We start from the raw sequence: 23,284 nt of genomic DNA on the forward strand, positions 1-23,284 counted from the left end.
GCCACGATTACACCCACATGAGCAAGTCGCGTGACTAGAATATCGGGAGCCGAATGCGATGAAAGTCGCACGTTCGGATCTAATTGGGAGGGGCGGGGCTTAATAGCCTCCCTCGACCTAACTCAAGAAAATGTTATTGCCAAACGCGCGCAAGTGTAGCAGCCAAAAACTCGATCGCAATAAAAAAGCAGCTTTAGCGAGCTGCTCGTCAGAATTGCATGAGGTATTGTTTTTAGAATAGGACAGGTAGAATTCGATCGCCCTTGGGTTACATTTTTTGATACGGGAGAGTTGATGAATGAATGGACGATCGCAAAATCGTCACATAGCAAGATAGCATCGATGCTAAATTTTCCGACAATGAGGTTAGCGTTTAACTGTCCTTGCGCCCTACAGCCCGACCGCGGTGGGGCCATTTTATTTTTTGGCACAAATCAATAGCCGACTGTAACCCATCAGATGAGTGTGCCATCAGTTTTTGCACAAAGTCTCCCATCGCCACATCTTCACACCTAATAAAACTTACGCACCCCGTCGATTCAAACCCGGTTGATTCCCAAACATTCGGCGGTTAAACGGACACACTCAGGCATAAATCAGTATTTTTACGGAATTCAAAAGTCCTCAAAAACCTGTTACTTTCCCAGAAACCTGGTTTCTGAGCGTATCAATTGATATCAGGCCCGGTTTCTGATTTGATCTGGCAACCGGGCCGACGTTGAGGATGTTCTTAATTGCTTTCTTCTTCCTTCTTCCCTTTTCCTTCTTCCCTCTTCCTTCTTCCTTCTTCTAGAACTTTTTTGATTTCCTCGATCGCCCGACGCGCCACTTCTTCAGGCCTTTCGCCTCCTGAAATGCCAACTCGGACATCTGCTTGAGTGTAGAAACGCTCTCGTTCGCTCAAAAGGTTTTGCAGCTTAGATTTGAGGTCGCCTTCCCGCAGCAGGGGACGAGTGCTGTCCGATCGCAGTCGATCGCACAATTGGTCTACAGGCACATCCAGCCAAACCACGATACCGTAATGTAAATAACCCCAATTTGTCGATCGGGCAACAATACCACCGCCCGTAGCAACCACCGAATTTTGATAAGCAGACAATTCACCGAGCACTTTAGTTTCTAATTCCCGAAAAACCTCTTCCTCTTCGCGATCGAAAATATCAGCAATTGACTGATTAGCAACCCGCACAATTAGTTCATCAGTATCAAAAAAACGGTATTTTAACTCCCTTGCCAAAATCCTCCCCACCGTGGTTTTTCCCACACCCATCATCCCGACGAGATAGATATTAACTCCCCTCAACAAATCCACCACCAAATCCTCCGATATTTTGCTATTTTTTCAGGTCAATCGGCCCACCACTGGGGCGTGAGTCGTCTTCAAATACATCATCTTCATCCAATCCCCAATCATCCTCTGTTTCTGCACTAGGATTTTGGGGTACTTCATCACCGGAGTTAGGTATGGGATCTTGGGGGGGAACCAGCACCCGATACTCCGCATCGTAAACAGACTCAGTTTGTCCCACCCCAGACTGGCTGGGATCTCGATAGCCATAAGAGTATACCGAGCCAGCCCAAGACTTGCTTTTGGGTTCTTGTTTAGTTTCGTAAGCCGTCGGATTTGCCGCTGGAACGTCATTTACCTGCGGTCGATCGGGCAAATCGCGATCGTCCCCCCAATCATCATCGCTGCCGCCAGAGACAGATTTTGAGCCATCTGAAACCCAATCATCCTCATCGTCTGCTGCTTGAATAGTTGTCTGTTGAGCGTAATTCCTTGCAGCAGCAGGGTTTGGAGTTTCTTGCTGGAACGTCTGCGGAGTGTAGCCTGCCGGTGTCCCGTACTCAGTTCTATAGGAAGTTTGGCTATTTTCCGTATCAAAATCCGGGTCAATCTCCTGTTTTCTCGGAGGCGGAGGCGGCGCGTAAGCTGTTCTGCTGTCTGGTGAGACAGCATCACGGCTGCGAATGTCCCGGCCGCTGCGCTCTCGTGTTTGAGATAGGTAATTTGAGAAGGAGAGCAAAGCAGAAATCAACAAAGATGTGACAACTCCCGTCCCCATGCTGAGCAAAATCCAGATAGATAAGGGTAAAGCGGGCGATCGAATTCCCAAAAATACCAGCGATAATGCCGGCTCCACATTTTGTAAGGCAAAAATAGTTAGCCCTACCACAATCACTAGCAAAAATACAGCGCGCATATCAAATTTTAATAGGTAATTGGTAATCGGTAATTGATAATTAACTAATGACTAATGACTAATGACTAATGACTAATGACTAATGACTCTTTTCTTCTTCCTTCCAGCGTTTGAGAGGAACGCAATCAATCCCCAACTGGTCTAAAGCGCGAGCCACCACAAAGTCTACCAAATCTTCAATAGTTTGAGGATTGTGATACCAAGCGGGAATCGCTGGCACAATTCTAGCTCCAGCTTCTGCTAAAGTGGTCAAATTCCGCAGGTGAATCAAACTAAAAGGAGTTTCTCTAGGTACAAGTACCAATTTTCTCCCTTCCTTAAGCTGAACGTCGGCCGCTCTTTCGAGCAAATCCGAGCTCAAGCCAGCCGCCAACTTTCCTAGTGTACTCATGCTACAGGGAATAATCATCATTCCTTGGGTGCGAAAGGAACCGCTAGCAATATTAGCACCAACATCTTGCCACGGATGACAGCGGAGTTTGCCAGAATTGGGTACTCCTGCTTTTTCCCGCCAGAATTCTTCTTGCAGAGTGGGTTCTGCGGGCATTCGGATGTTCTGTTCGCTTTGCCAAACCATGTAGGTAGATTTTGATGCTACCAGTTCGACGGCGCGATCGGCTTCCAACAGATATTTTAATGTTCGCACGGCGTAAATTAATCCCGATGCTCCAGTCACTCCTACAATTAGCGGGTAGTTATTTGTCATTATTTTTAAGCAATAAGTACGAGAAAAAAAGTAAGTAGAAATTGAGAATAAGTAAGAAGAAACAATATCATATTGAACCGATATTCGGGACTGGTTTAAATGTCTTTCTGGACGCAGTGCAGTGTCCAGAAAGAGATGAAACCTACGCAAATTTTCGAGCTGTTGATCATTAGTCATTAGTCATTGGTTATAGTTTAAATAACTAATGACTACTGACTAGCCTTCGACAAGCAAGCGGACAACTGTCAACTGTCAACTGCCAACTGTCAACTGTCAACTGTCAACTGACTATTCCTCATCATCAAAAGCTTGACTACCGCCACCAACAGCAACTAAATCAATTTGCTGGCGATAGTAGTCAACGCTCTTAACTTGAACTTCCACCCGATCGCCCAAACGGTACTGATTGCGGTTTTTGCGACCCACTAGAGTTTGCTGGCGCGATCGATATTCATACCAATCATCCTTCAGCGAAGAAACGTGCACCAATCCTTCAACTCGCAGAAGTTCGCTCTCCGGCGGCCGCACCTCAATTTCCACAAAGAAACCGTAAGACTGCACCCCTGTAATCAAACCCTGGAAAGTTTGACCAGTGCGCTCTTTCATCAATCCCGTTTTCTTCAATCCCTGCAAATCGCTTTCGGCATCTTCAGCAACCCTTTCGCGTTCCGTCAGATGTACCACCCCCGCTGCAAACTCTGTCTCAAACTCATGGTGCAAGTCTGGGGGGAGGACATTCCAAGTAATTTGACCGTGACAGGAGGAATGATGCAAGTCAACTTTTTCCTTAGCGCGAGTTGTGCGGCTGCTGCGCCCTTGCTCGAACACAGCCTGCAACACCCGCAGCACCAGCAAATCGGCGTAGCGAGAAAGCGGCGAAGTGCAGCGCGTGTAACCCTCTGACAGTCCCAAACCGAAGTGTGGCTTGGGAGTTGTGCTGTAAACAGCGGGTTTCATCGTGTCTTCCAGCAGGTAGGTGAGAACTCTTTCGGACTTGAGGCCGGCAAACTGCTGGGTAAATCGCTGAAAGTCAAAGGGCAGAACTTCTTCTTCGCTTTCGAGATAGAGTTCGCCGCCGAGGTTGTTGGAGAGTTTGATGAACTCTTGAATGTCTGCCGGGTCTGGCATCGGTTGGACGCGGTAGATTGCTGGGACTCCCAAGGCTTGCAGGTGGGTGGCGACAGCTTGGTTGGCGAGTACGACTAACTCGGAGACAGCCGACTGCGGGGCGGGAGCTGTTGCAAAAGCTCCTAATTCGCCTTCGTCGTCGAAGTGAGAGTTAGCGTCTGGCAAATTTAGTTCAAAAGCTCCCCGCTTGAGTCTCGCCTGTCTGGCAGCCTGTGAGGCGTCTAAAATTTGATCTAGGAAAGGACGGAGGGCTGAGGATAAAGCGTGATCTTCGGCATCGGAGTCTGGTTCGAGAATTGCTTGAGCGTCCTGGTAGCTGAGCTGGTAGTCAATGTGAATGACGCTGGTTTGAATTTCGTATTCTAGGAGTTCTCCTGATTCGTCTAGGGTGAGCAGTATGCTGAAGGCCAGCCGTTCGGTGTCTAGCAGCAGGGAGCAACGATCGTTGAGGATTTCTGGGAGTACGGCGATGATTTTTTCTCCCAGATGCGCGCAGGTTCCTCGTTTGCGGGCTTCGCGGTCGATCGGGGTTTCGGGCTGCACGTACTCGGCTGCGTCGGTGATGTGGATTCCGACTTGCCAGCCGCCGGACTTCAGGCTTTCGATCGACAAAGCGCGTTCTATTGGCGGATCGGAGAGGAATGAGGTGGGGTCAAACTCGTTTTCGGCTTCGTCTGAGAAACTTTCCTGCTGAGTTTGAGGGGCATCATTTTCGTTGGTTTCGCCCGGTTCATTTTTGCTGAAGGTAACAGTCAGGATGTTACGCAAATCTAACCGTTTTTTGATGTCGGTTTTTTTGAGTTTGCTGGGCAAGTTTTCGGCTGCTTTGATGACGGCGGCGGGGAAGGATCGCGGCAAGTCGTGTTTGCAGCATACGATGTCGAGGTCGTCTGCGGCTTCGGCGTCGGAACCGAGTACCTGTACTACTTTGCCGACTGGGCGATGGGTTCCGAGGGGATAGCGTTTGACTTCGACGTGTACTAAATGGTCGATCGCCTCTTGCAGATTTGTACCATTTGCCAGCAAGTCTAGTTCAAACAACAGGCGATCGTCCAGGGGAATTGCTCTGTAGCTGACGCGGCCGGTGGGGGTGGCGGTTTGCTTGACTCGCGCCAGTACCGAGGGGTTGGCGCGTTCGAGAATCAGCATAACTTCGCCTTCGGGCGATCGACGACGGCTACCTTCTTTGATAATTTTGACTAAAACTCGATCGCCATTCCAAGCAGTCGAGAGGTGACTTTCCCGCACATAAACGTCTTCTGAGCCTTCAGCGTCTTGAATAGCAAAGCAAAATCCTTTGCTCGAACAACGCAGTTTTGCTTCTACCACGTCCTCTTCAGCTACTCGGCGATAGCGGCCTTTGTCTTTGACTAATATGCCAATTTTCTCTAGAGCTTCTAATGCGATTTGAAGTTTGAGTTGACTGGTAGCGTCATTGCAATCGAGTTTTTTCTCTAATGCTTTGGGAGCCACTAATTTGTCTTCTGTAAAATTTGCCAGCAGTGCAGCGATAGAAAATTCCATGTAGCGATCGATCCTCTTTTTTCCAGCAATTAGTCTAATTTTGGCGAAATCAGCCGCACCCTCTCTTGCCCTCGTAGTGCCTGCTTCCCAACAAATGCGCGGGTTAGTAGGTGGAGATGCCAGCACAGTCGGTGCTACCCGTGCGCGGGGATTTTTTCAGATTTCCCCCCCACATCGGCACTCGCTAATTGTCTGCTGTCTGTCTGCGAATGACAGATGATGGTGCAGACAAATACCCCATACCCTATTCCCCAATACAATTTTTTAGCGTTGGTTCCTTTGCTTTTCGCTTGCAGCGCCGAGATCTTCGCGAAGTAGAAAGCCCCTGTCGGTTCTTAAAAGATGACTCGATGCTGAAAGCGACGGGTTGAGTCCTGGATCGGGAGATGGAGAGATGCAGAGGGAGAAAATTTGCATTTGAGCCTCCTGCCTTTTTCCTTCTGCCTTTTTCCTGCTTTCTTCTTCTTTTTGAAGTGCCTCTTTCCTTTTGCTAAAGCCAAAGATTTTACCGGCGATTAGGCAAAATTGCTACTAGCTCGCCGCTGCGATGACCCTGTTTTTGCAAGCGCTCTGCCCTTGCGGACGGAGGTGCAATTCAGGGTAGGGAGCAATCTGTGCTGTAGAAAGTGCAAGGTACACAAAACCGGAGACTTTTACTACTTTTGCCTAGTTGCTGTGTCATCTCCTATAGGTAGAAATGACGCCCGGTGCTTGTTAGCTTAAACCGCCGGATGTGGGATAGGGTTTAGTCGCGTGAAAGGTTGCGCGGATGATTCACCTTACATTTATTGTATGTTGAATAGGTGCTTTCAGAAAAATGTTTTCTCTGGGTTGTACTAAACTTAAGTCATCAGCCCCTTTTGGTTTCGGGGTAAAAAAATTATGTTTGCTGAATTTCGCGCCCTTTATCCCACTGGACAGTTAATCTGTGAGTTGCTGACTATTCATCACGGTAAGTTTGTGGTTCGCTGTCTGGTTCAGGTTGACGGCAAAACTCTCGCTACTGGTATGTCGGCTGCTGAGTCTGTTGAAGATGCTGAAGACCGCGCCCGATCGCGATCGATCGCTGTCCTCGCATTTACTGCTCCGGCTCCGGCTCCGGTTGCTGCTGTTCCCGTTGCTCCGGCTCCGGCTCCGGTTGCTGCTGTTCCCGTTCCGGCTCCGGCTCCGGCTCCGGCTCCGGTTGCTGCTGTTCCCGTTGCTCCGGCTCCCGTTCCCCCAGCCCTTGCTCCTCTTCCTGTTTTAGAAATGCCTGTTGCCGACCCAATTGAAGTACCACATCATAGCAATTTTGTCAATACTGAAGCGAACTTAAATCAAGAGCCGATCGCACCTGTACCGGAACCGCTGCCACCTACTATCGATCTGCCTCCGGCTGCTGAATTTGTACCGAAGCAGATAGACTCGGACGCTTGGCTGTCTTCCAGCTACGGCGAACCGCTTCCAGAACTGGAAGTGCCGAATACTAGCCAAAGCGAACTGTCGCAGGGTGCGGCCGAAGTCCGGGAATTGCAACCGATCGCGGTGGGAATTCCCAGCGATGCGATCGAGGATGATTCTGATACGATCGCCCAAATAGACGCAATCCTCAAACGCCAGCGATGGAATAAAAAAACGGAAACCGACTGTCTCGAACAACTTTATGGCAAATCGTCCCAGAGAGAACTTTCTAGCGAACAGTTAGCAGATTTTCTAGAATATCTAGAAATCTACAGCAGAACCACCGAAGAAATCAAGAGATTGGGTTGGACTGCCAACCAAGGAAAAGATTATCTCAAACAAGGTTATGGCAAAGAAGCACGACATTTCTTAAAGCAAGAAGAATTGCTCGACTTCCTGCAATATCTCGAATCTTTACCCTAGGAATTCAGCAACTCAGAAGAAAACCTGGCGGTTGAAACCGCGTCTATAAAAACAAAACCCGCCTCCGCGGGTTGAATATTGGATGGTAAAAATTGCGTTATTCTCTTTACACCGCGGAGGCGGACATCGTTTGTGTAGTTTGAGTTCTAACTCGCACCCAGGGGCGCTTCGCCACATACGAGTTAGAACTCAAAAGTGGTTTCAACCGCCATCTGATCCTAAAAATCAAAAATGAAGAATATTTCTCCATTTTTGATTTTTAACATTCAATTTACGCGACGACAGCGGCGATCGGGCGGCTAGCAGAAGGACGGCGATCGATCACTTGATCGACTAAACCGTAGTCCTTTGCTTCTTCAGCGGACATGAAGAAATCCCGTTCAGTATCTTCTTCAATCCGGGAAAGCGGCTGGCCGGTATGATCTGCCAAAAATCCATTCAGGCGGCGTTTGTGATACAAAATCTCTTTGGCCTGAATTTCAATATCGGTAGCTTGTCCTTGAGCTCCGCCCAGAGGTTGGTGGATCATAATCCGGGAGTGAGGCAAACTCATCCGCTTGCCTTTAGCGCCGGCACTCAACAGAAAAGCGCCCATGCTGGCGGCTAAACCGAGACAAATAGTGCAAATGTCGGGGCGGATGTGGTTCATTGTGTCAAAAATCCCCATACCTGCTGTTACCGAACCCCCTGGGGAGTTGATATAGAGGTAAATGTCTTTTTCGGGGTCTTCGGCATCTAAAAATAGCAATTGGGCAACGATCAGGTTGGCTAAGTCGGAGTCAACCTGTTGGCCCAAGAAGACGATGCGATCGCGCAGGAGTCGCGAGTAAATGTCAAAGGCGCGTTCGCCGCGACCGGATTGTTCTATAACTGTTGGGATCATTGACGCCAGCCTACCTATTTACGTATCTTTTTTTTATTTTAGCGATTTGGGCTCATTTATAGCTAGGGTGCGGTGGCGGGCGATCGACAAATCGGCAAAATCCTTGAGTTTGGGCGGGGTTGGGTCGTTAATTTGGGGGAAATGTGTCGGGCGGGCGATCGGATTGCCGATCAAAGGGCGATCGCCTGACTCTTTTAAGATACAAGGGGCGGGTTCACCAATAGCTTTAAAGGATTCCCAAAGACTAAAAAACCAGCCCCCACCCCGCGCGCGAGTCCTTTATTGATATTGGTGCAAGATATGAGAGCGCAATTTTCTGTTTTAGACTAATTGCAATCTAACTGAAATCAGGGGATAATCGCCTTATCAGAATTGACGCAATGTGGCTCTAGATGTATGGGCGTCTTGCCACCAAAGAGCTGTGCTGTGTTTTTTTTACCGAATTTTTGTCGTGCTTGGTGTGCGATCGGCAATTCTTCGGTTGATGCCCTCCGCCGTTTGTTCCATCTACGGTTCGGGATTGACCCAGACCCATTGAATCAAAAAGATATCGGCAACATTTAAGTCAATGAAACTAATGAATAAAGATTTTTGGCTTGAACAGATTAAGAAAAGAGAAGTTTTTGAAAGAGCGTATGTGTATGCTATTTTCTACCAAATCAAAGATGATTCCTACTGCAATTTTATTGAGATAGCTTACTACCGACAAAATAATAAAGAACAATTATTTAAAGAAATTGAATCGTCTCTTGAAAATCCCAGCTTGTATGAACCCGAAACTGCGTTTTCCTTCTATCTACCCAAATCAGATATGTTCTTCAGAAGAATGATATACACTCCCTTCAAAGACTTAATAATCAAATTTATTTTTGTATCTGTATTAGCTGAATTATTGGATTTTACGTTTGTTCACAATTGCTTTTCATATCGTCTTGATAGAAATATTGAAAAACATCAGAAATCCAAGCGATATTTATATAAGCCTTACTATGAAGGATTTAAAGAATTTATAGATTGGCAATTAGCCCAAGTCGAAAATAGCACTTGTCTGCTTAAAACCGACATATCATCTTTTTATGACTCTATATCTCATGAGTATCTCATGTCAGCAATTTCCCAGAAACTAAACATAACTAATGAAAGTCCTTTTATGATTCTATTTAGTAGGACATTGAAATTCAAAACTTGTTACTATTCAATCGTGGACGGAAAATTATGTGAAACATATAATAGCCAAGGTATACCGATAGGAAATTCAGCCGAAGGCTTTATAGCTAATATATTTCTTGATGAAGTTGATGAAGCACTATTCAACTTGGGTATAAATTTCGGCAGATATGTAGATGATTTTAGAGTTTTTACAAATAATAAAAGTGATTCATTAAAAGCATTAATAATCCTACAAGAATTTCTTCTAAAAATAGGACTGAATTTAAATACTTCCAAAACTAAAATTATAGAAGCTCAAGAAAATATTATTAAATTCATTAAACATTCAAATAAAAGTGGAGTTTATGGAATGCCACCTGAAGAAGAGGCTTATGATGAAAATAAGCAAGAAAAGAAGCTAGATAAAACCCACATTATCAAAGAAATTGATCCTAAAAAAGCAAGGGAACAATATGATAAATTATATTTTTCAAAATATCCCAAAAAAGTTATAAAAATACACAATATTGATGATGAAGATAAAGCACAACAATTCTGTAGTTTTTTGTATGGCATTAAATTCGGCGCGAAACTAGAAAATCAAGCATTTACTAAGCAGATGGAATGGCTTTATATATTGTCCAAAAAGTACCCAAAACATTGTAAATCTTACTCTTGGTTGTTTGTAAAGTTCATATTCCACGATTATAGTAATGATATTCAAATCATCAGTATTCAATATCTTTTTAAAGTATTTGATGATGAACTTGTTAATGTATTTATCAAAACTAGAATTATTCATCATCTGGTTAAACCACGAAAAGGAGCAGTAACTTATATAGAAAGAATAGGGATAAATACTAAACTTAGAAATAGAATTATTGAACATATAACTAAGTTAATGAAAATCAATTGTATCGCATTGCAGTTGAATTGTATATATGCTTACTATTTGATGTTCAGAGACCGCGATCATCGACATTTGCAAGACTTTGTATCTCATAACTTAAAGCGTCCCATACCAAAACCGATCCAACAGGCTGTTTATCAGATAGGAACTTTATATGACAATCATTCTCCAGGGTTAGCTTCTTTTGAAGAGATTTTGGAAGAGAGTGAAATAGAATATGAATCTGAAAGCTTGAATTCTCAGTAAAATTCCAATTTTAAAAGTCAATATCTCGATCGGGAGGTTCATAAACAACAAGAAAGCTTTTTGCTCTTGTTGCTCCAACATACCTATCTGCGATATCCCAATTGCTTGGTATCAATTTCTTTTCTTTTTCAAAAAATAACATGATAACATCACTTTCTAAGCCCTTATACATCCCTATATTAGACCACTGAATAGTATTTTTATCTTTATTAAATGAATAGGGTTTAATATCAAAACGATCGATATGCGAATATTGTGAAAGTATGGACTTAGATGATGGATACATATCAGTTAATATTACAATCTGATTGGGGAGAACATGATGATTATTCACTAGATTGGTAATATCTTCTTCTAAGCAAATAAAGATGTCATCTGTATCTTCATATATCCGATAAACTACATCTCTTCCTTCCATTAAGGAACTCTTTATTGGATGAGAACAGGAGACAAATGGCTCTGCATATTTAAATATCTTGTGAGTATTTCGACAGTTTTTATCTAAAACAGTCGGGTGTACTTTAAGGGCAAATTTATTTGCATTTTTTGAAATATTTTGATTACTATCTTGGAAAATATAGAAGATACCATCATCAGGAATCAACTGTTTCAAATAGTTAGTTTCCTCGGACTCAAAATCTTGTCCTTCATCAAGGATAATTGCTGTAAAGTCAAATGTTAACTTAGATTTTCTTGGGTGTATCTCTTCAAAACTAGAAACTACACAGTACCCCATTTTAATTTCATCTTGTAAAGAAGCAGCGAGATAAAGGGAAAGGTTATTAGATTTACAAATTACAAGTGTTTTAACCAGATGTTGGCATAACTTTCTTGCTTTTTCTATTGCCAATTGAGTCTTCCCTGAACCAGCACAGCCCAGAACAATGCACTCAGAATGTAGGCAAAGATTATTCAAGATATCGAATTGCTGTTGTGTTAATTGAATAATTTCGTGGTTAGTTTCACTAATATCATTAGCAATATATTTTTTGAACTCTGTACTTGGAGATATGAGGTTAATGATTAAATCTGTCCGCTGCTCTCCAAGTTTTGTAAAATGTCCCTCCGCTTTATAGTAATCAAAAACCGAAGATATCCACCCACTAATATTTCCTAACTGAGGACGTAAAAGTAATATCTCTTGAGGTGCTTCAGAGGGTAGATTGTTTACCACCCCATCAATATCAGGAAAAGCCACACATTGTCCTATACAAAAATCTTTATTTTTAAATTCTTTGTGTTTACTGAGAAAATCCAAAAACTTAAACTTAATTTCTTTGGCTTGTTTAAAAGGAGATATTTTCATCTTGTCTTTGTTCTGATACCAAGCCATATTCAGATGATCGTAGATGATCTGCCCTCCTTTGGCTTCTAGTATAACAATTCCTCGATCGGGATGAATAATTATGAAGTCAGCTTCCCTATCTTGAACAATATATTTGATGTGCTGCCACCATGCTCCATGAAAAACAATATAATCATCACTCAAATTTTTTTCAAAAATCTGGAATAGAGTCTTTTCGGCGTAGCTCTTAGTTGTTGATGATAATTTTTGAGGAATCATTCTTGCCATAACTATTCACCTCTTATCTTTTTAGATGACTACTACTTTGTTGGTAAGTTTTTATATAGTAGTTGCAGGATAATTTTTATGGGTGTATATTACCGCAAAAGGCTTTTGTATGTCAAGCCGCATTAGCTACTACTTGCCATAAGAAGTCTCCCTTTCAAGCATCTAGTACCTTGCACACTCTGTCTCAACTACATCAGGCGCTACATAGAAAAGAGTGATATCCACTAAATACCAAGCTACTCAAATTTTAATCTGCCAACCTCGGCGGTACATTCCATACAAAATCAACCACCAACACAATACCGCTGTCACCGCAAATGCTAGAGAACCGTTCAGCGGCCCAGCCCAAGGCACAAACCAGTTTTCATAAATCCAAGTATAGGTACTTGGAGCACTTTTGCCACTACCGATATGAGTTTTTAACAAAATTCTGGCGACAATCCCGGAAGCGACAAACAAGAAAATTGCATTTAATCCCATGATTTCCAACGGCCATCCCCATTTCCACTTTCGCACTTCTATTGTTTCGTAGCAAGCTGCTAACAATAGCAACGCCCAACCTGCGGTAAAAACTACATAGGAACTCGTCCAGAGTTGTTTGTTGATGGGAAAGGAAAATCCCCACAAACGACCGATTACTAGGCAACTCAGACCGCCGATCGCTAAATTTAAACTCGTGCGGGTTTTGATTGGCTGTACGCGCAGCCACTCTCCTGTAAAGTAGCCGATCAGCACTGTCACGCTGGCTGGTAATGTGCTCAACAGTCCTTCAGGATCGAAGGGGCCGCCTTTGTACAGGTGTTGGCTGCCGAGAATTAGCCGATCGACATATCCACCTAAATATCCTTCCGGCGTGAGTTCGTAGGCGCTGTACCCCCCTACAGCAAATACGAGTAATGCGCCCCAATAGCCTAAAAGCACCGCCACAGCGAGCAGTTTTTGATGGCGGGGGGAAAGGTTGAGAATCGCGATCGCACTAATCAAATACGCCAAACCGATGCGCTGCAATACTCCCATGATGCGGATTTTACCGAAGTTTTCCACTGGGGCGCTGTTGAGGAGTACGTCGAGGGCGATCGAAGATGTATTTAGCAGCAATCCTAATACAAACAAAATCCCCGCGCGGCGCGCAATTCGCCAGTAAATATTTGTTTCTATTTTTGTAGTAGTTTGAGTATATTCTGACAGGGAGAAAGACATCGCGCAGCCCACGATGAACAGGAAAAACGGAAATACCAAGTCTGTCGGCGTGCAACCGTGCCATTCTGCGTGATCTAGCGGCGGATACACCTGTTTCCAACTGCCGGGGTTATTGACGAGAATCATCGAGGCGATCGCAATTCCGCGAAAAACATCAAGAGATTTTAAGCGCATAAATTAGTCAGTAGTCAGTAGTCAGTAGTCAGTAGTCATTAGTCATTAGTCATTAGCCATTAGTCATTGGTAGCCACTCACAAATAAAAACAGCCAACAATGCCCAATGCCCAATGCCCAATGCCCTATATCTCTATTCCCTCTAAAGTCATAATGACAGCATTTTTCATCAACATATCGCAGCGATCCGCATAAAAAGATGCAGCCTTATCATACTTGTTAACTTGCAAGACGCGCAGAAACATTTGCCTTGCTTGCGCGAATTGCTGCTGGTAGTGAAAAAAAATCCCCTGTTCAAAATCAGTTTGGGTTTGCCCTTTGAGCTCGATCATAATATCCGAGTCGCCGTCATAAATTTCAAAAACAGCAACCGGCGTTTGTTTCCCTTTTACTTGAACGCGATCGAGAAATCGGCACTTATAATGTTGGGGGTCGTCAATCCGGCACAAAGTCTGAACGCTAGCAACAATACCAACTCCGTAAAGCTTTGTCAATCCTTCGACCCTAGAGGCTAAATTTACAGCATCAGAAATTACCGTACTTTCCATCCGTTCCGCTTCGCCAATAGTACCCAACATTAAAGTTCCTGTGTGCAAACCAATCCCGATCGAAATAGGTTGATAGCCGCTATTTTGTCTATGTTTATTATAAATTTTAACTTGCTGCTGCATCTCAATTGCTGCTTGCACGGCATCTTCAGCACAGTTAGGAAACAAAGCCATAATCCCGTCACCAATGTATTTATCTATAAAACCATTGTACTGGCGGATCACTGGGCCAACTCGGCTCAAGTAAGAGTTGAGAAATTCAAAATTTTCTCGCGGAGACATACTTTCTGACAGACTGGTAAACGAACGAATATCAGCAAACATAATCGTCATTTCTGCCTGTACAGAGTCTCCCAATCTGGCATCAACAATACTTTCAATTTTAAGAAATTTTAAAAATTCGCGGGGGACAAATCGAGCATAAGCTATGGCAATTTTTTCAAGTTCGCTTTTGCTAGCTTCGATTTGAGTCAGGGAGCGAAATGCTCTCAGTGCTGTTACTACCGTGGTAAATAACTTTTTGTTTGTCAGTTCTGTTTTAGTTTTGTAATCGTTAATATCGTAGCTGACAATTACTACATCTTCTGGGACTTGTCCCGGCTGTCCAGTGCGTAAAATAATCCGCACTATCTTATTGTCTAAAATATCGCGGATGTATTTTACTACTTCCAATCCTGCCTCTTCTGTTTCCATAACTACATCCAGTAAAATCAATGCTATATCTGGATGGGCTTGAATCATTTCCTTGGCTTCTTTGCCGGAAAAAGCGCTGACAAATGTGATCAGTTTGTTTTCAAATATAAAATCATTTAAGGCAAGTTTTGTAATATTATGGATTTCTATTTCATCATCTACAATTAAGATTTTCCAACTGCCTGCGATCGGCTTTTTTTCCGCCTCGTCTTCTTCGGCAAATATTAATTCATCGTCGCCCGCCGCGATTAATTCGTCATCGCCCGCAGCGAACAGAGTTTTATTGGCTTCTGACATTTATCGTTCTCCTAAATTAAATTAAATTATATTAATGCTGGCAGTATAATAACTAATTGCTAATTTTAGCGGGAAATTCAATCATAAACTTTGTGCCTTTCTCTACTTGACTTTCGCAGTTAATTGTGCCTTTTAGTTTTTGCGTGACCAGGTTGTAAATAATGTGCAGTCCCAATCCTGTGCCGCCCTGACCTCTTTTGGTGGTAAAAAACGGTTCAAAAATTTTACTGAGATTTTCTGGGGTAATTCCTTTGCCGTTATCGGTATATTCAAAGATTAGCCGATAGCCCTCCAGCTCGATCTCAAAAGCCATAATGCCCTCATCTTCTCCATCGTAAGCGTGAATTAGGGAATTCAACACCAGATTTGTCACAATTTGACACAGCACGCCCGGATAACTGTCCAGTACAATATTTTCATCGCACTTAATCTCTACTTTGTGCTTAGTTCTTCTTAGTTTGGCACTTAAGGATGTCAAAATCTCCTCTAGATAATTTTTCACATTAAACGTGCGTTTTAACTCGCTCGACTGATCTACAGCCACTTCTTTAAAACTGTGAATCAAGTCAGCCGCCCGCGTGAGGTTGGATAAGATCATATTACTGCTTTGCAGAGTCGTATCCAGGAATTTTTCTAACTCAGATCGTTTAATTTGACCCTTGCTGTAAAGATCAAAAAATTTTGTGACTTTTTCAGACAGCAGCGAGGCGGCGGTGATACCAATGCCGATGGGAGTATTGATTTCGTGAGCAACACCTGCAACCAACCCTCCGAGAGCCGCCATTTTTTCCGATTCAACCAGTTTATTTTGGGCAGATTTTAGGTCTTCTAAAGTTTGGGAAAGCTCGGAAGTACGCTGCTGTACTAACATTTCGAGATTTTGATTGAATTGCTGCAAATTGGTGTAAAGTTGGGCGTTTTCAATCGAAATAGAAATTTGAGAAGATAGCAGTTTTAATAATTCTAACCTGTCTGGCGTAAAAGCGCCTGTAGTTAGATTGTTTTCTAAATATAAAATGCCGCTGAGTTTGCCTTGATGGATTAACGGAGTGCAAAGAATTGATTTAGGTTGAACGGCAATTATATAGGGTGTGCGAGTGAATTGTCCTTCGCTGGAGGCATCGTTTAAAACAATACTTTGCTGGGTGCGGGCGACGTAGTTAACAATTGCAACTGCCAGCAACGTTACTTCTCCATCCTCTTCTACAAAATCAATGGGAATTGATTGCATAACAGAAACGTGATCAGCATCCACATATCCTGATGCTTCAATCACCCATTTGCCAGATTTTTCTAGTATCAAAAAACCTCTTTGCCCTCCAGCATTTTCAATCACAATTTTCATCAGTTTTGCCAGCAGTTTGTCTAGAACTATTTCGCCGGCCAAAGTTTGCGATGCTTTGACTGCTGTTGTCAAGTCTAGCACGCCTGCACTGTCGCTCGTAGTGCAAGCGCTGCTAGTAGATTTGTGAATTTCGATATTAGTTGAAATCGAGGCTGAAGTTAGTAAGTTCGAGTATTTTGATTCTAAATGCGCTGCTTTCGCTTTCGCTCCCCAGCATTGATAGCAATAACGCGCTTCTGTCAAGTAAGTTTTAGCAATTTTTGCTCGTCCTATGGATAGATAAAATGCTCCTGCTAGTTCTGCTGCGAGTGCTTGTACCTGTATGTATCCGTTTTCTTCTGCTCCTTCAATTGCGAAGTCGTAATATTCCATTGCTTTGACAATATTGCCCAAAATTCGTGCTTTTTCTGCGACAATTAAATCGCATCTATGCTGAAGATTCATCGGGGCAGAAAGCGCTTTTTTTTGCAGTTTTTTCAGGTTAGTGGTTGCACAAAAAAGATGCCCTTCTTGTTCCTCTTTTGTTGCAGATGGATATGCTGCGAGTCGGGCGAGAGCATCGTAAAAATGGTATTCAGGAACATTAATAAAGCCTACAACTCCGTCTAAATAAACTTCGGCTTGCGCTGCATTTTCTAACGCTAGATCGACATTACCAAATAAATAAGCTATTATTAATTTTTGCAAATAAAAGTGCTGGAGACCCACCCGATCGTTAATTTTCAACAGCAGCGGTAATAATGTTTCTTCGCTGTAAGCTTTACCTAACAAAATGTCTGGAATTTCCATTTCCCCCATCAATTGCCAAACTGTTTGTCGATATATTTGATTCCAAGTCAATACCGTTTCTTGCTTGAGTTGAAACAGCAGATGGTTGTAATTTACCATTTTCCGTTCCAGTTGTGGCAATTCTTCACCGATGAAGTACAAAGACTGACAAATATTTACAGCAGCATATCCAACTGATTCTAAATCACCATTTTCTAGCGCGCTTTGATAGGCTTCTTCTAACAGCGGTAAAGTATCTTTAACGTGATGCTTGCCGTGCATCAAAATAAAGGCAACTAAATTAAGCGTCTTGCTTTTGAATTCTAAAGCATTTAGTCGATCGATCAAATTCAAGGCTAATTGACCAAATCGCTCGCCAGATTCAATATCTCTAACTATTCCTTTTAAGATTGCTCCGTAATTAGCATAACCGAAGGCAGAAAAAGCAGAATTTCCGTAATTAATCGATAAATTAACTTGCTCGCAGACAATCAGCGGCAGCAGCACTGGTTCAACTATCAACGTAGCTGACAACATACTGGAAAGCACGCGCATAGTTGCCAATTTACGCGGATTGGTCATCATCGGCAAGTCTATTAAATCTTCTATCTTTTTTCCGGTTAAATAAGCTGTGGTTTTCGTAAGTGCTTGCTGAATGTGGAGGGGAATCGGCGATTCTGGAAAGTTTATTTCTAACATTGTGAGTGCTTCCCGACCAATTGTTACCGCTTCGTGCAGTTTGGTTTGCATCGCACAAGCTGTGATTCTGATTTCAAAAACTTTGATTTTGTCTAGTTCATTGGTGGCGTGTTCCAGGACAATTTCTGCCCATTTTTCCATTTGTTCAAAATCGGTATTGAGGTAAGCTGCTTCGGCGGCTGACTCGTAGAGTGCAAGAGTCAAGTCGTAGTCGGTTTGCCAACTTTGCATGGGAAGCAATTCAATACCTGCGGTTAAATATTTAACGGCGAGTTCGTAAGCTGCACTGGCTTTTGCTTTGCGGCCTGCAATTAAATTTAATTGGCATAATTGAAATTTTTCTAATTCACTGTTGATAATTCTTCTGGCTGCATTTAGTTGGTTTACTGTATCAAAAACATGGTCTTCTAATTGCTCTGGAGGCGCGTTTTCTAGCAGAAATCTACCGATGTTTAGATGAGTTTCTTGTTTCTTAGATTCGGATGTTAAAGCGTAAGCTGCTTGCTGAACTCGTTCGTGCAAAAATTTATAAGTCGCCCTAGCAGCATCAGCAACTGGTAGGGAAAATTCATCTGTAAAGTGTCTAGATATTTGGTCTGTTACTTCTGTGCTTGCTGCTAGTGCGATCGGAATTTTGTAAGCGTTATTCACTGGCAAAATTAGACCGGACTGAAGTGCTTCCCAGAGGTCTGTTGCTGCGGAAGCCAGAGGTTGTTCGCTGATTTTGGAGAGAATTCCTAAATCAAATTTGTTGCCTATACAAGCGGCTAATTTGAGCAGCTCTTGCGTATTTTCTGAAAGTTTCTGAATGTTGTCTATCATTAATTCTACAACATTGTCAGTTATTCCTATTTCTTGTATTTGGTCGATATCCCACTGCCACTCGCCTGTAATTTTGCAGTTTTTCACAACTGGATAGGCATTGTTTTGGGTCAAGTCAGAAATGTTAGTTTCTGCTCCACAGATAGAATTGTGGGCAGGTGCAAATTTAAATTTTAGCAATTTTTTTGAGTAAAGAGACTTCAGTAATTGAGTTAAAAAAAATGGATTTCCTCCTGTTTTTTGAAACAGCAATTCTGCTAAAGTTAGCGAATTTTCTGGGGCGCAGTTTAGAGTATCTGCAACGAATTGATTGACGCTGTTAATATCTAAAGGCGAAAGTTCGATCGCACTTACAGTCCCTCCTGCTTTGCTAATTGCTGCCACCGTCAGCATTACGGGATGATTTGCATCTACTTCCTGTTCTCGATAGGCTCCAATGATTAACAAGTATTGACTTTCTAAATCAGTTGCTAGCAGTTGGATTAATTTGAGTGATGCTGAGTCTATCCACTGCAAGTCATCGAGGAAAATTACCAGCGGGTGTGCTTTTTTGGTAAAGATACGGATGAAGTTTTGAAATACTAAATTAAAGCGATTTTGAGATTCATTTGCTCCTAAATCTGGGACTGGGGGCTGCGGCCCGACAATTAGTTCTACTTCTGGAATAACTTCAATAATTACTTGGCAATTGCCGCCGAGAGCATTTAAGATTTTTTGTCTCCAAACTTGGACTTGGGCGGCAGTTTCTGTGAGGATTGGCCGCAACAAGTCTTGAAAAGCTTGGAGCAAAAAAGCGTAGGGAATATCGCGCTTAAATTGCTCAAATTTGCTGTCAATAAAATACCCGTTTTCCCGCATGATGGGTTGGTAAATTTCATAGACGAGCGACGATTTGCCCAAACCGGCAGAACCGGAAATGAGCAGGATTTCTGTATTCCCCCGCTTCATGCGATCGAATTTATTTAGTAGCAGATTAACTTCGGCTTCTCGCCCGTAAAGTTTTTGGGAAATTTGCAGGTGACTCGATCGATCTTGCTCGCCGATGGTGATGTGAGAAATTTCGCCGGTTGTTTGGAGTTGAGCGAGACAATTTTCTAAATCGTACAAAAGTCCGAAAGCACTTTGATACCTGTCTTCGGCGGTTTTTGCTAATAGTTTCATCACGATATCGGAAACGGCTTGAGGAATCTCCTCGCTTTCTGTTTGATTGATTCTGGCTTTGACTTTCTGCTTTCTATTTGCGCCAGGAGAAACGGGTATTTTAGCAATATGGCAGTGGACTAATTCCATCGGATCTGTGGCATTAAAAGGCAATTCGCCGCAGAGCATTTCATAAAATGTGACGCCTAAAGAATAAAAATCTGTGCGGTAGTCGATCGCCCGATTCATGCGTCCCGTTTGCTCAGGAGACATATAGGCGAAGGTTCCTTCGAGTAAATGGGGATAGCTGAGGGCTGGGTTTTCGCCTGGTAGCAGGGAGGCGATCGCAAAATCAGCAATTTTGACATCCCCCGTTTGAATATTGACAATAATATTACTGGGTTTAATATCTTTGTGGATGATGTGGTGTTCGTGGAGTTGTCCGATAGTTTCCGCTAGTTTTCTGCCAATTTGCAGAAATTGTTGTAACTCTAGCTGGTTGTTGTTGAGAAATTGTTTTAGGGAAATGCCGCCAAAATCTTCTAAAATTAAAACAGGAAAGTGATTGTATTTTTCGAGTTTATAAAGCTTGACTATTCCTGGCAAATTCAAATTTTTAAGGATTTCGGATTCGTGCAGGAGTTGGGCTATTTGCGCTGGGGTAGGGTAGGTTGGCGTGAGAGTTTTGAGGATAACGGGTTTTTGTTCATCAAGCTGTATTCCTCGATAAATAACTGTGTGAGGGTTTGTATAAAGTTCTGTGTCAATGCGGTATCCTGGAATGGTAATCATGCTGTTTTGAGAATGACTTGAAAGGTACAGTTATTAAGTAAGTGGAAATAAAAAATGCAGGTTGAGGGCGATTTTTACGGCAGTAAACTGGCTGCTATTATGGATATTAAGTAAGTGGTTACAAATAAACATTAGATGGGAAGGGCGGGTTTTGTAGCAGTCTAGTCGCTTGTATCTTGTGATATTAGCCGGCACTCGCCCCTACAGGCTCATCCTCAATACTTTTTTGGCGTTGACTGAGTTATCTATATTGTATTCAAAAAATCAAAAGCTGCATTTTGCTATCCCGGCAGTGGCAAAATAAACTGGTGCGTGCAAATCAACAGGTAAAATCTTAAAACAATCATGCAGAATATAACTGCCTCAAATCCAGCTACTGCGACCGATCGCCCTTTTGGCACCGCAGAGATTAAACTACTGGTACTGGATATCGACGGCACGATCGCAGGTTTGTCCAATGAGATCCGAGAACCAGTCAAGCAGGCAATTTTAGCAGCCCAGTCGCGGGGCGTGAAAGTGGCTGTGGCTACGGGCAGGATGTACCAGTCGGCTTTGCGTTTTCATCGCGACATCGGCTCAACTTTGCCGCTGATTTGCTACCAGGGCGCGTGGATTCAAGACATGGCGACTCAAAAGCGGCTGCGTCACTTGCCGCTGTCGAAACAAAGGGCTTTGCAACTGTTAGAGCATTTTGAAGCACCGGAATTACGATCGCTCCTGTCGATCCATTTCTACATTGACGACAAACTTTATGTGCCGGAAATTACCACAGCTACCCGACTTTATGCGGAACGATCGGGCATTGAACCAATTGTGATTAAAGATTTGCGGCGAGATATTCCGGGGGAACCGACGAAAGTCTTGGCTTTGTGCCAGAATCCGGAGGTACTAGACGGGTTACTGATCAGTATGCGGGAGCGATACACACCTGCGGAGCTTTATTTAACTCGCTCGGTTGCTACTTTTTTTGAAGCGACGCATCCTTCGGCGAATAAGGGAGATGCGGTGCAGTATTTGGCGGAGGAACTTTTGGGTTTGCAGGCCGCGAATGTGATGGCGATCGGCGATAATTTTAACGATCTAGAAATGATTGCTTACGCGGGTGTGGGCGTGGCGATGGGGAATGCTCCTGATGGCGTGAAGGCTGTTGCTAATTGGGTGGCGCCGGATGTGGAGGAAGATGGAGTGGCGTTGGCGATCGAACAATTTGTTTTGGGCGATCGTTGATCTTGCTTGTAGAACAGGCATCTTGCCTGTGATCAATTGTAGAACAGCCATCTTGCCTGTGATCAATTGTAGAACAGGCATCTTGCCTGTGATCTGCTCTCCATTGATATCAGAATTGTGGAACAGGCATCTTGCCTGTTATCTCGCGCCACAGTATAATTCAGATTTTAAAAATGCCTTTCCACAGAAAAAGCACCGACGACTGGCCGTGTTTCGTCTCGGTGCTTTCTCTGGTTCGCTCCTCACACGTCCATCAATATAGCTAACTCGGTGGAATCTGTCAACACTTTTAACGAAAGTTTTTTTTTGAGTCCGCTACCGGTGCGGTGAAACGAGGTAGAACCTTTGCAATGCAAGGGTTTTGCTCGATCGCCCAAACCTTGCATTCCGCCAAAAAATTTTAGTTAAATTCTCGCATCCAGTCCAAAATCAGAGTATTGACCTCTTTGGGCCGCTCATCGTGAGGACAGTGGCCCGTGTTGGGAATCGAAACAAATTTCACGGGTTTACCGTTGGCGGCCAATTCTTGGTAAATCTGGCTGCCGGTAATGGGCGTCCAGGGGTCGTCTGCGCCCCAAAGTACCAGTAACGGGCGATCGACTTTTGGCAGCAATTCTGACGGTTGAGGGCCTGCTGGGGCCGTGAGAATTGAGGCAAAAACTTGTTGAGCTCCGGGTTCGCAGGAGGGTGCGTGGAGGAGTTCTACCAGTTCGTCGGTGATGGCTTCGCGGTTCCCGTAGACTTGGCGCAGGGTGTTGCGGATGCGGTGTTTTTGGCGGATGTTATTGAAGACAAATGGGCCGATGATAGGCGATCGAACTAATTTAGCAAAAGTCCCCATGACTAATCCCAACGGAAAACTAAGTTCTTCGGGTCGATGGTTGAGTCCGCCGGCACAGTTGATTAAGACACCGCCGGCTGATATTTCTGGATGGTTGGCGACTACCATCAAACTTAGCAATGCGCCGATCGAATTCCCGACAAATACCGCCGGTTCCTGTACCAACTCCGCGCAGAAATCTGTCAGCAATTCTTCCCACAATTCCAGAGTATAATCGAGGGCTGGTTTGCCAGAAGCCCCGAATCCCAACAAGTCCAGCGCAAATACGCGATAGCCACCAGCAGCCAGTGGGGGGATATTTTGCCGCCAATGTCCGATCGAAGCCCCAAAGCCGTGAATCAACACCAGAGGGCGGCCGGTTCCTTGGACGGTATATTGGATTTTGTGACCTTTCCAAGTCCAAATTAGCTTTTCAAAACTTGTTGCAGATACTAATTGTTGTGCAGTCACGGCTATTATGTAAAGTTTCGTTAACTACTTTCATGATAGCAGAAGTCAGAAGTCAGAAGTCAGTAGTCATGAATTATTGGTTATTGGTTATTGGTTATTGGT

The 23,284-nt window shown here is 43.6% G+C and carries 14 protein-coding genes; 3 read left to right on the top strand and 11 right to left on the bottom strand.

Annotated features, from left to right (window positions below; translation table 11 throughout):
- Positions 1-730: 730 nt before the first annotated feature.
- The 4 genes from K4039_RS21775 to K4039_RS21790 form a co-directional block, all read right to left on the bottom strand.
- The gene (locus K4039_RS21775) at positions 731-1,312 is read right to left on the bottom strand and encodes a shikimate kinase (protein WP_265238465.1); all 582 of its coding nucleotides are present in this window, start codon (positions 1,310-1,312) and stop codon (positions 731-733) included.
- A 22-nt stretch (positions 1,313-1,334) separates the two neighbouring features.
- The gene (locus K4039_RS21780; protein WP_265238467.1) at positions 1,335-2,204 is read right to left on the bottom strand and encodes a LapA family protein; all 870 of its coding nucleotides are present in this window, start codon (positions 2,202-2,204) and stop codon (positions 1,335-1,337) included.
- Positions 2,205-2,283: 79 nt separating this feature from the next.
- Positions 2,284-2,910, bottom strand: a complete 627-nt coding sequence (locus tag K4039_RS21785; RefSeq protein WP_265238468.1) for a flavin prenyltransferase UbiX — start codon at positions 2,908-2,910, stop codon at positions 2,284-2,286.
- 288 nt (positions 2,911-3,198) lie between these two features.
- Positions 3,199-5,562: a ribonuclease R family protein gene (locus K4039_RS21790; protein ID WP_265238502.1), complete on the bottom strand. Its 2,364-nt coding sequence runs from the start codon at positions 5,560-5,562 to the stop codon at positions 3,199-3,201.
- Between the two features lie 882 nt (positions 5,563-6,444).
- Between K4039_RS21790 and K4039_RS21795 the strand changes: the two genes are divergently transcribed.
- Complete coding sequence (locus K4039_RS21795) at positions 6,445-7,425, top strand: hypothetical protein (RefSeq protein WP_265238470.1); 981 nt, start codon at positions 6,445-6,447, stop codon at positions 7,423-7,425.
- Positions 7,426-7,696: 271 nt separating this feature from the next.
- Here the strand turns inward: K4039_RS21795 and clpP are convergent, their stop codons facing one another.
- Together clpP and K4039_RS21805 are read right to left on the bottom strand one after the other, a co-directional pair.
- Positions 7,697-8,308, bottom strand: coding sequence for an ATP-dependent Clp endopeptidase proteolytic subunit ClpP (gene clpP / locus K4039_RS21800; protein WP_265238472.1), 612 nt, complete (start codon positions 8,306-8,308; stop codon positions 7,697-7,699).
- A gap of 33 nt (positions 8,309-8,341) precedes the next feature.
- Entirely contained in the window at positions 8,342-8,482 is a 141-nt protein-coding gene (locus tag K4039_RS21805; protein ID WP_265238474.1) for a hypothetical protein, read from the bottom strand.
- A 403-nt stretch (positions 8,483-8,885) separates the two neighbouring features.
- On the opposite strand from K4039_RS21805, the gene K4039_RS21810 reads away from it, so the two are divergent.
- Positions 8,886-10,613 carry an RNA-directed DNA polymerase gene (locus K4039_RS21810; protein ID WP_265238476.1) on the top strand — a complete coding sequence of 576 codons (1,728 nt, stop codon included), beginning with the start codon at positions 8,886-8,888 and terminating at the stop codon, positions 10,611-10,613.
- 10 nt (positions 10,614-10,623) lie between these two features.
- Here the strand turns inward: K4039_RS21810 and K4039_RS21815 are convergent, their stop codons facing one another.
- The 4 genes from K4039_RS21815 to K4039_RS21830 form a co-directional block, all read right to left on the bottom strand.
- Entirely contained in the window at positions 10,624-12,186 is a 1,563-nt protein-coding gene (locus K4039_RS21815; protein WP_265238478.1) for a nuclease-related domain-containing DEAD/DEAH box helicase, read from the bottom strand.
- A gap of 240 nt (positions 12,187-12,426) precedes the next feature.
- Positions 12,427-13,560, bottom strand: a complete 1,134-nt coding sequence (locus tag K4039_RS21820) for an acyltransferase family protein (protein WP_265238479.1) — start codon at positions 13,558-13,560, stop codon at positions 12,427-12,429.
- Between the two features lie 125 nt (positions 13,561-13,685).
- A complete protein-coding gene (locus K4039_RS21825) occupies positions 13,686-15,098 on the bottom strand; it encodes an adenylate/guanylate cyclase domain-containing protein (RefSeq protein WP_265238481.1) in 1,413 nt (470 codons plus the stop codon).
- A 52-nt stretch (positions 15,099-15,150) separates the two neighbouring features.
- The gene (locus K4039_RS21830) at positions 15,151-20,664 is read right to left on the bottom strand and encodes an ATP-binding sensor histidine kinase (protein ID WP_265238483.1); all 5,514 of its coding nucleotides are present in this window, start codon (positions 20,662-20,664) and stop codon (positions 15,151-15,153) included.
- A gap of 345 nt (positions 20,665-21,009) precedes the next feature.
- On the opposite strand from K4039_RS21830, the gene K4039_RS21835 reads away from it, so the two are divergent.
- Entirely contained in the window at positions 21,010-21,891 is an 882-nt protein-coding gene (locus K4039_RS21835) for a Cof-type HAD-IIB family hydrolase (protein WP_265238485.1), read from the top strand.
- 400 nt (positions 21,892-22,291) lie between these two features.
- Here K4039_RS21835 and K4039_RS21840 read toward each other — a convergent pair whose 3' ends face one another.
- Entirely contained in the window at positions 22,292-23,182 is an 891-nt protein-coding gene (locus K4039_RS21840) for an alpha/beta fold hydrolase (protein WP_265238487.1), read from the bottom strand.
- Between the last annotated feature and the right edge of the window lie 102 nt (positions 23,183-23,284).

Source organism: Lyngbya sp. CCAP 1446/10, from assembly GCF_026130175.1.
GTDB lineage: Bacteria > Cyanobacteriota > Cyanobacteriia > Cyanobacteriales > Microcoleaceae > Microcoleus.

Excerpts from the sequence above, each read along its gene's own strand:
- K4039_RS21780 (WP_265238467.1), bottom strand. The coding sequence starts at position 2,204 with ATGCGCGCTGTATTTTTGCTAGTGATTGTGGTAGGGCTAACTATTTTT.
- K4039_RS21785 (WP_265238468.1), bottom strand. The coding sequence starts at position 2,910 with ATGACAAATAACTACCCGCTAATTGTAGGAGTGACTGGAGCATCGGGA.
- K4039_RS21790 (WP_265238502.1), bottom strand. The coding sequence starts at position 5,562 with ATGGAATTTTCTATCGCTGCACTGCTGGCAAATTTTACAGAAGACAAA.
- K4039_RS21795 (WP_265238470.1), top strand. The coding sequence starts at position 6,445 with ATGTTTGCTGAATTTCGCGCCCTTTATCCCACTGGACAGTTAATCTGT.
- clpP (WP_265238472.1), bottom strand. The coding sequence starts at position 8,308 with ATGATCCCAACAGTTATAGAACAATCCGGTCGCGGCGAACGCGCCTTT.
- K4039_RS21810 (WP_265238476.1), top strand. The coding sequence starts at position 8,886 with ATGAATAAAGATTTTTGGCTTGAACAGATTAAGAAAAGAGAAGTTTTT.
- K4039_RS21815 (WP_265238478.1), bottom strand. The coding sequence starts at position 12,186 with ATGGCAAGAATGATTCCTCAAAAATTATCATCAACAACTAAGAGCTAC.
- K4039_RS21820 (WP_265238479.1), bottom strand. The coding sequence starts at position 13,560 with ATGCGCTTAAAATCTCTTGATGTTTTTCGCGGAATTGCGATCGCCTCG.
- K4039_RS21825 (WP_265238481.1), bottom strand. The coding sequence starts at position 15,098 with ATGTCAGAAGCCAATAAAACTCTGTTCGCTGCGGGCGATGACGAATTA.
- K4039_RS21830 (WP_265238483.1), bottom strand. The coding sequence starts at position 20,664 with ATGATTACCATTCCAGGATACCGCATTGACACAGAACTTTATACAAAC.
- K4039_RS21835 (WP_265238485.1), top strand. The coding sequence starts at position 21,010 with ATGCAGAATATAACTGCCTCAAATCCAGCTACTGCGACCGATCGCCCT.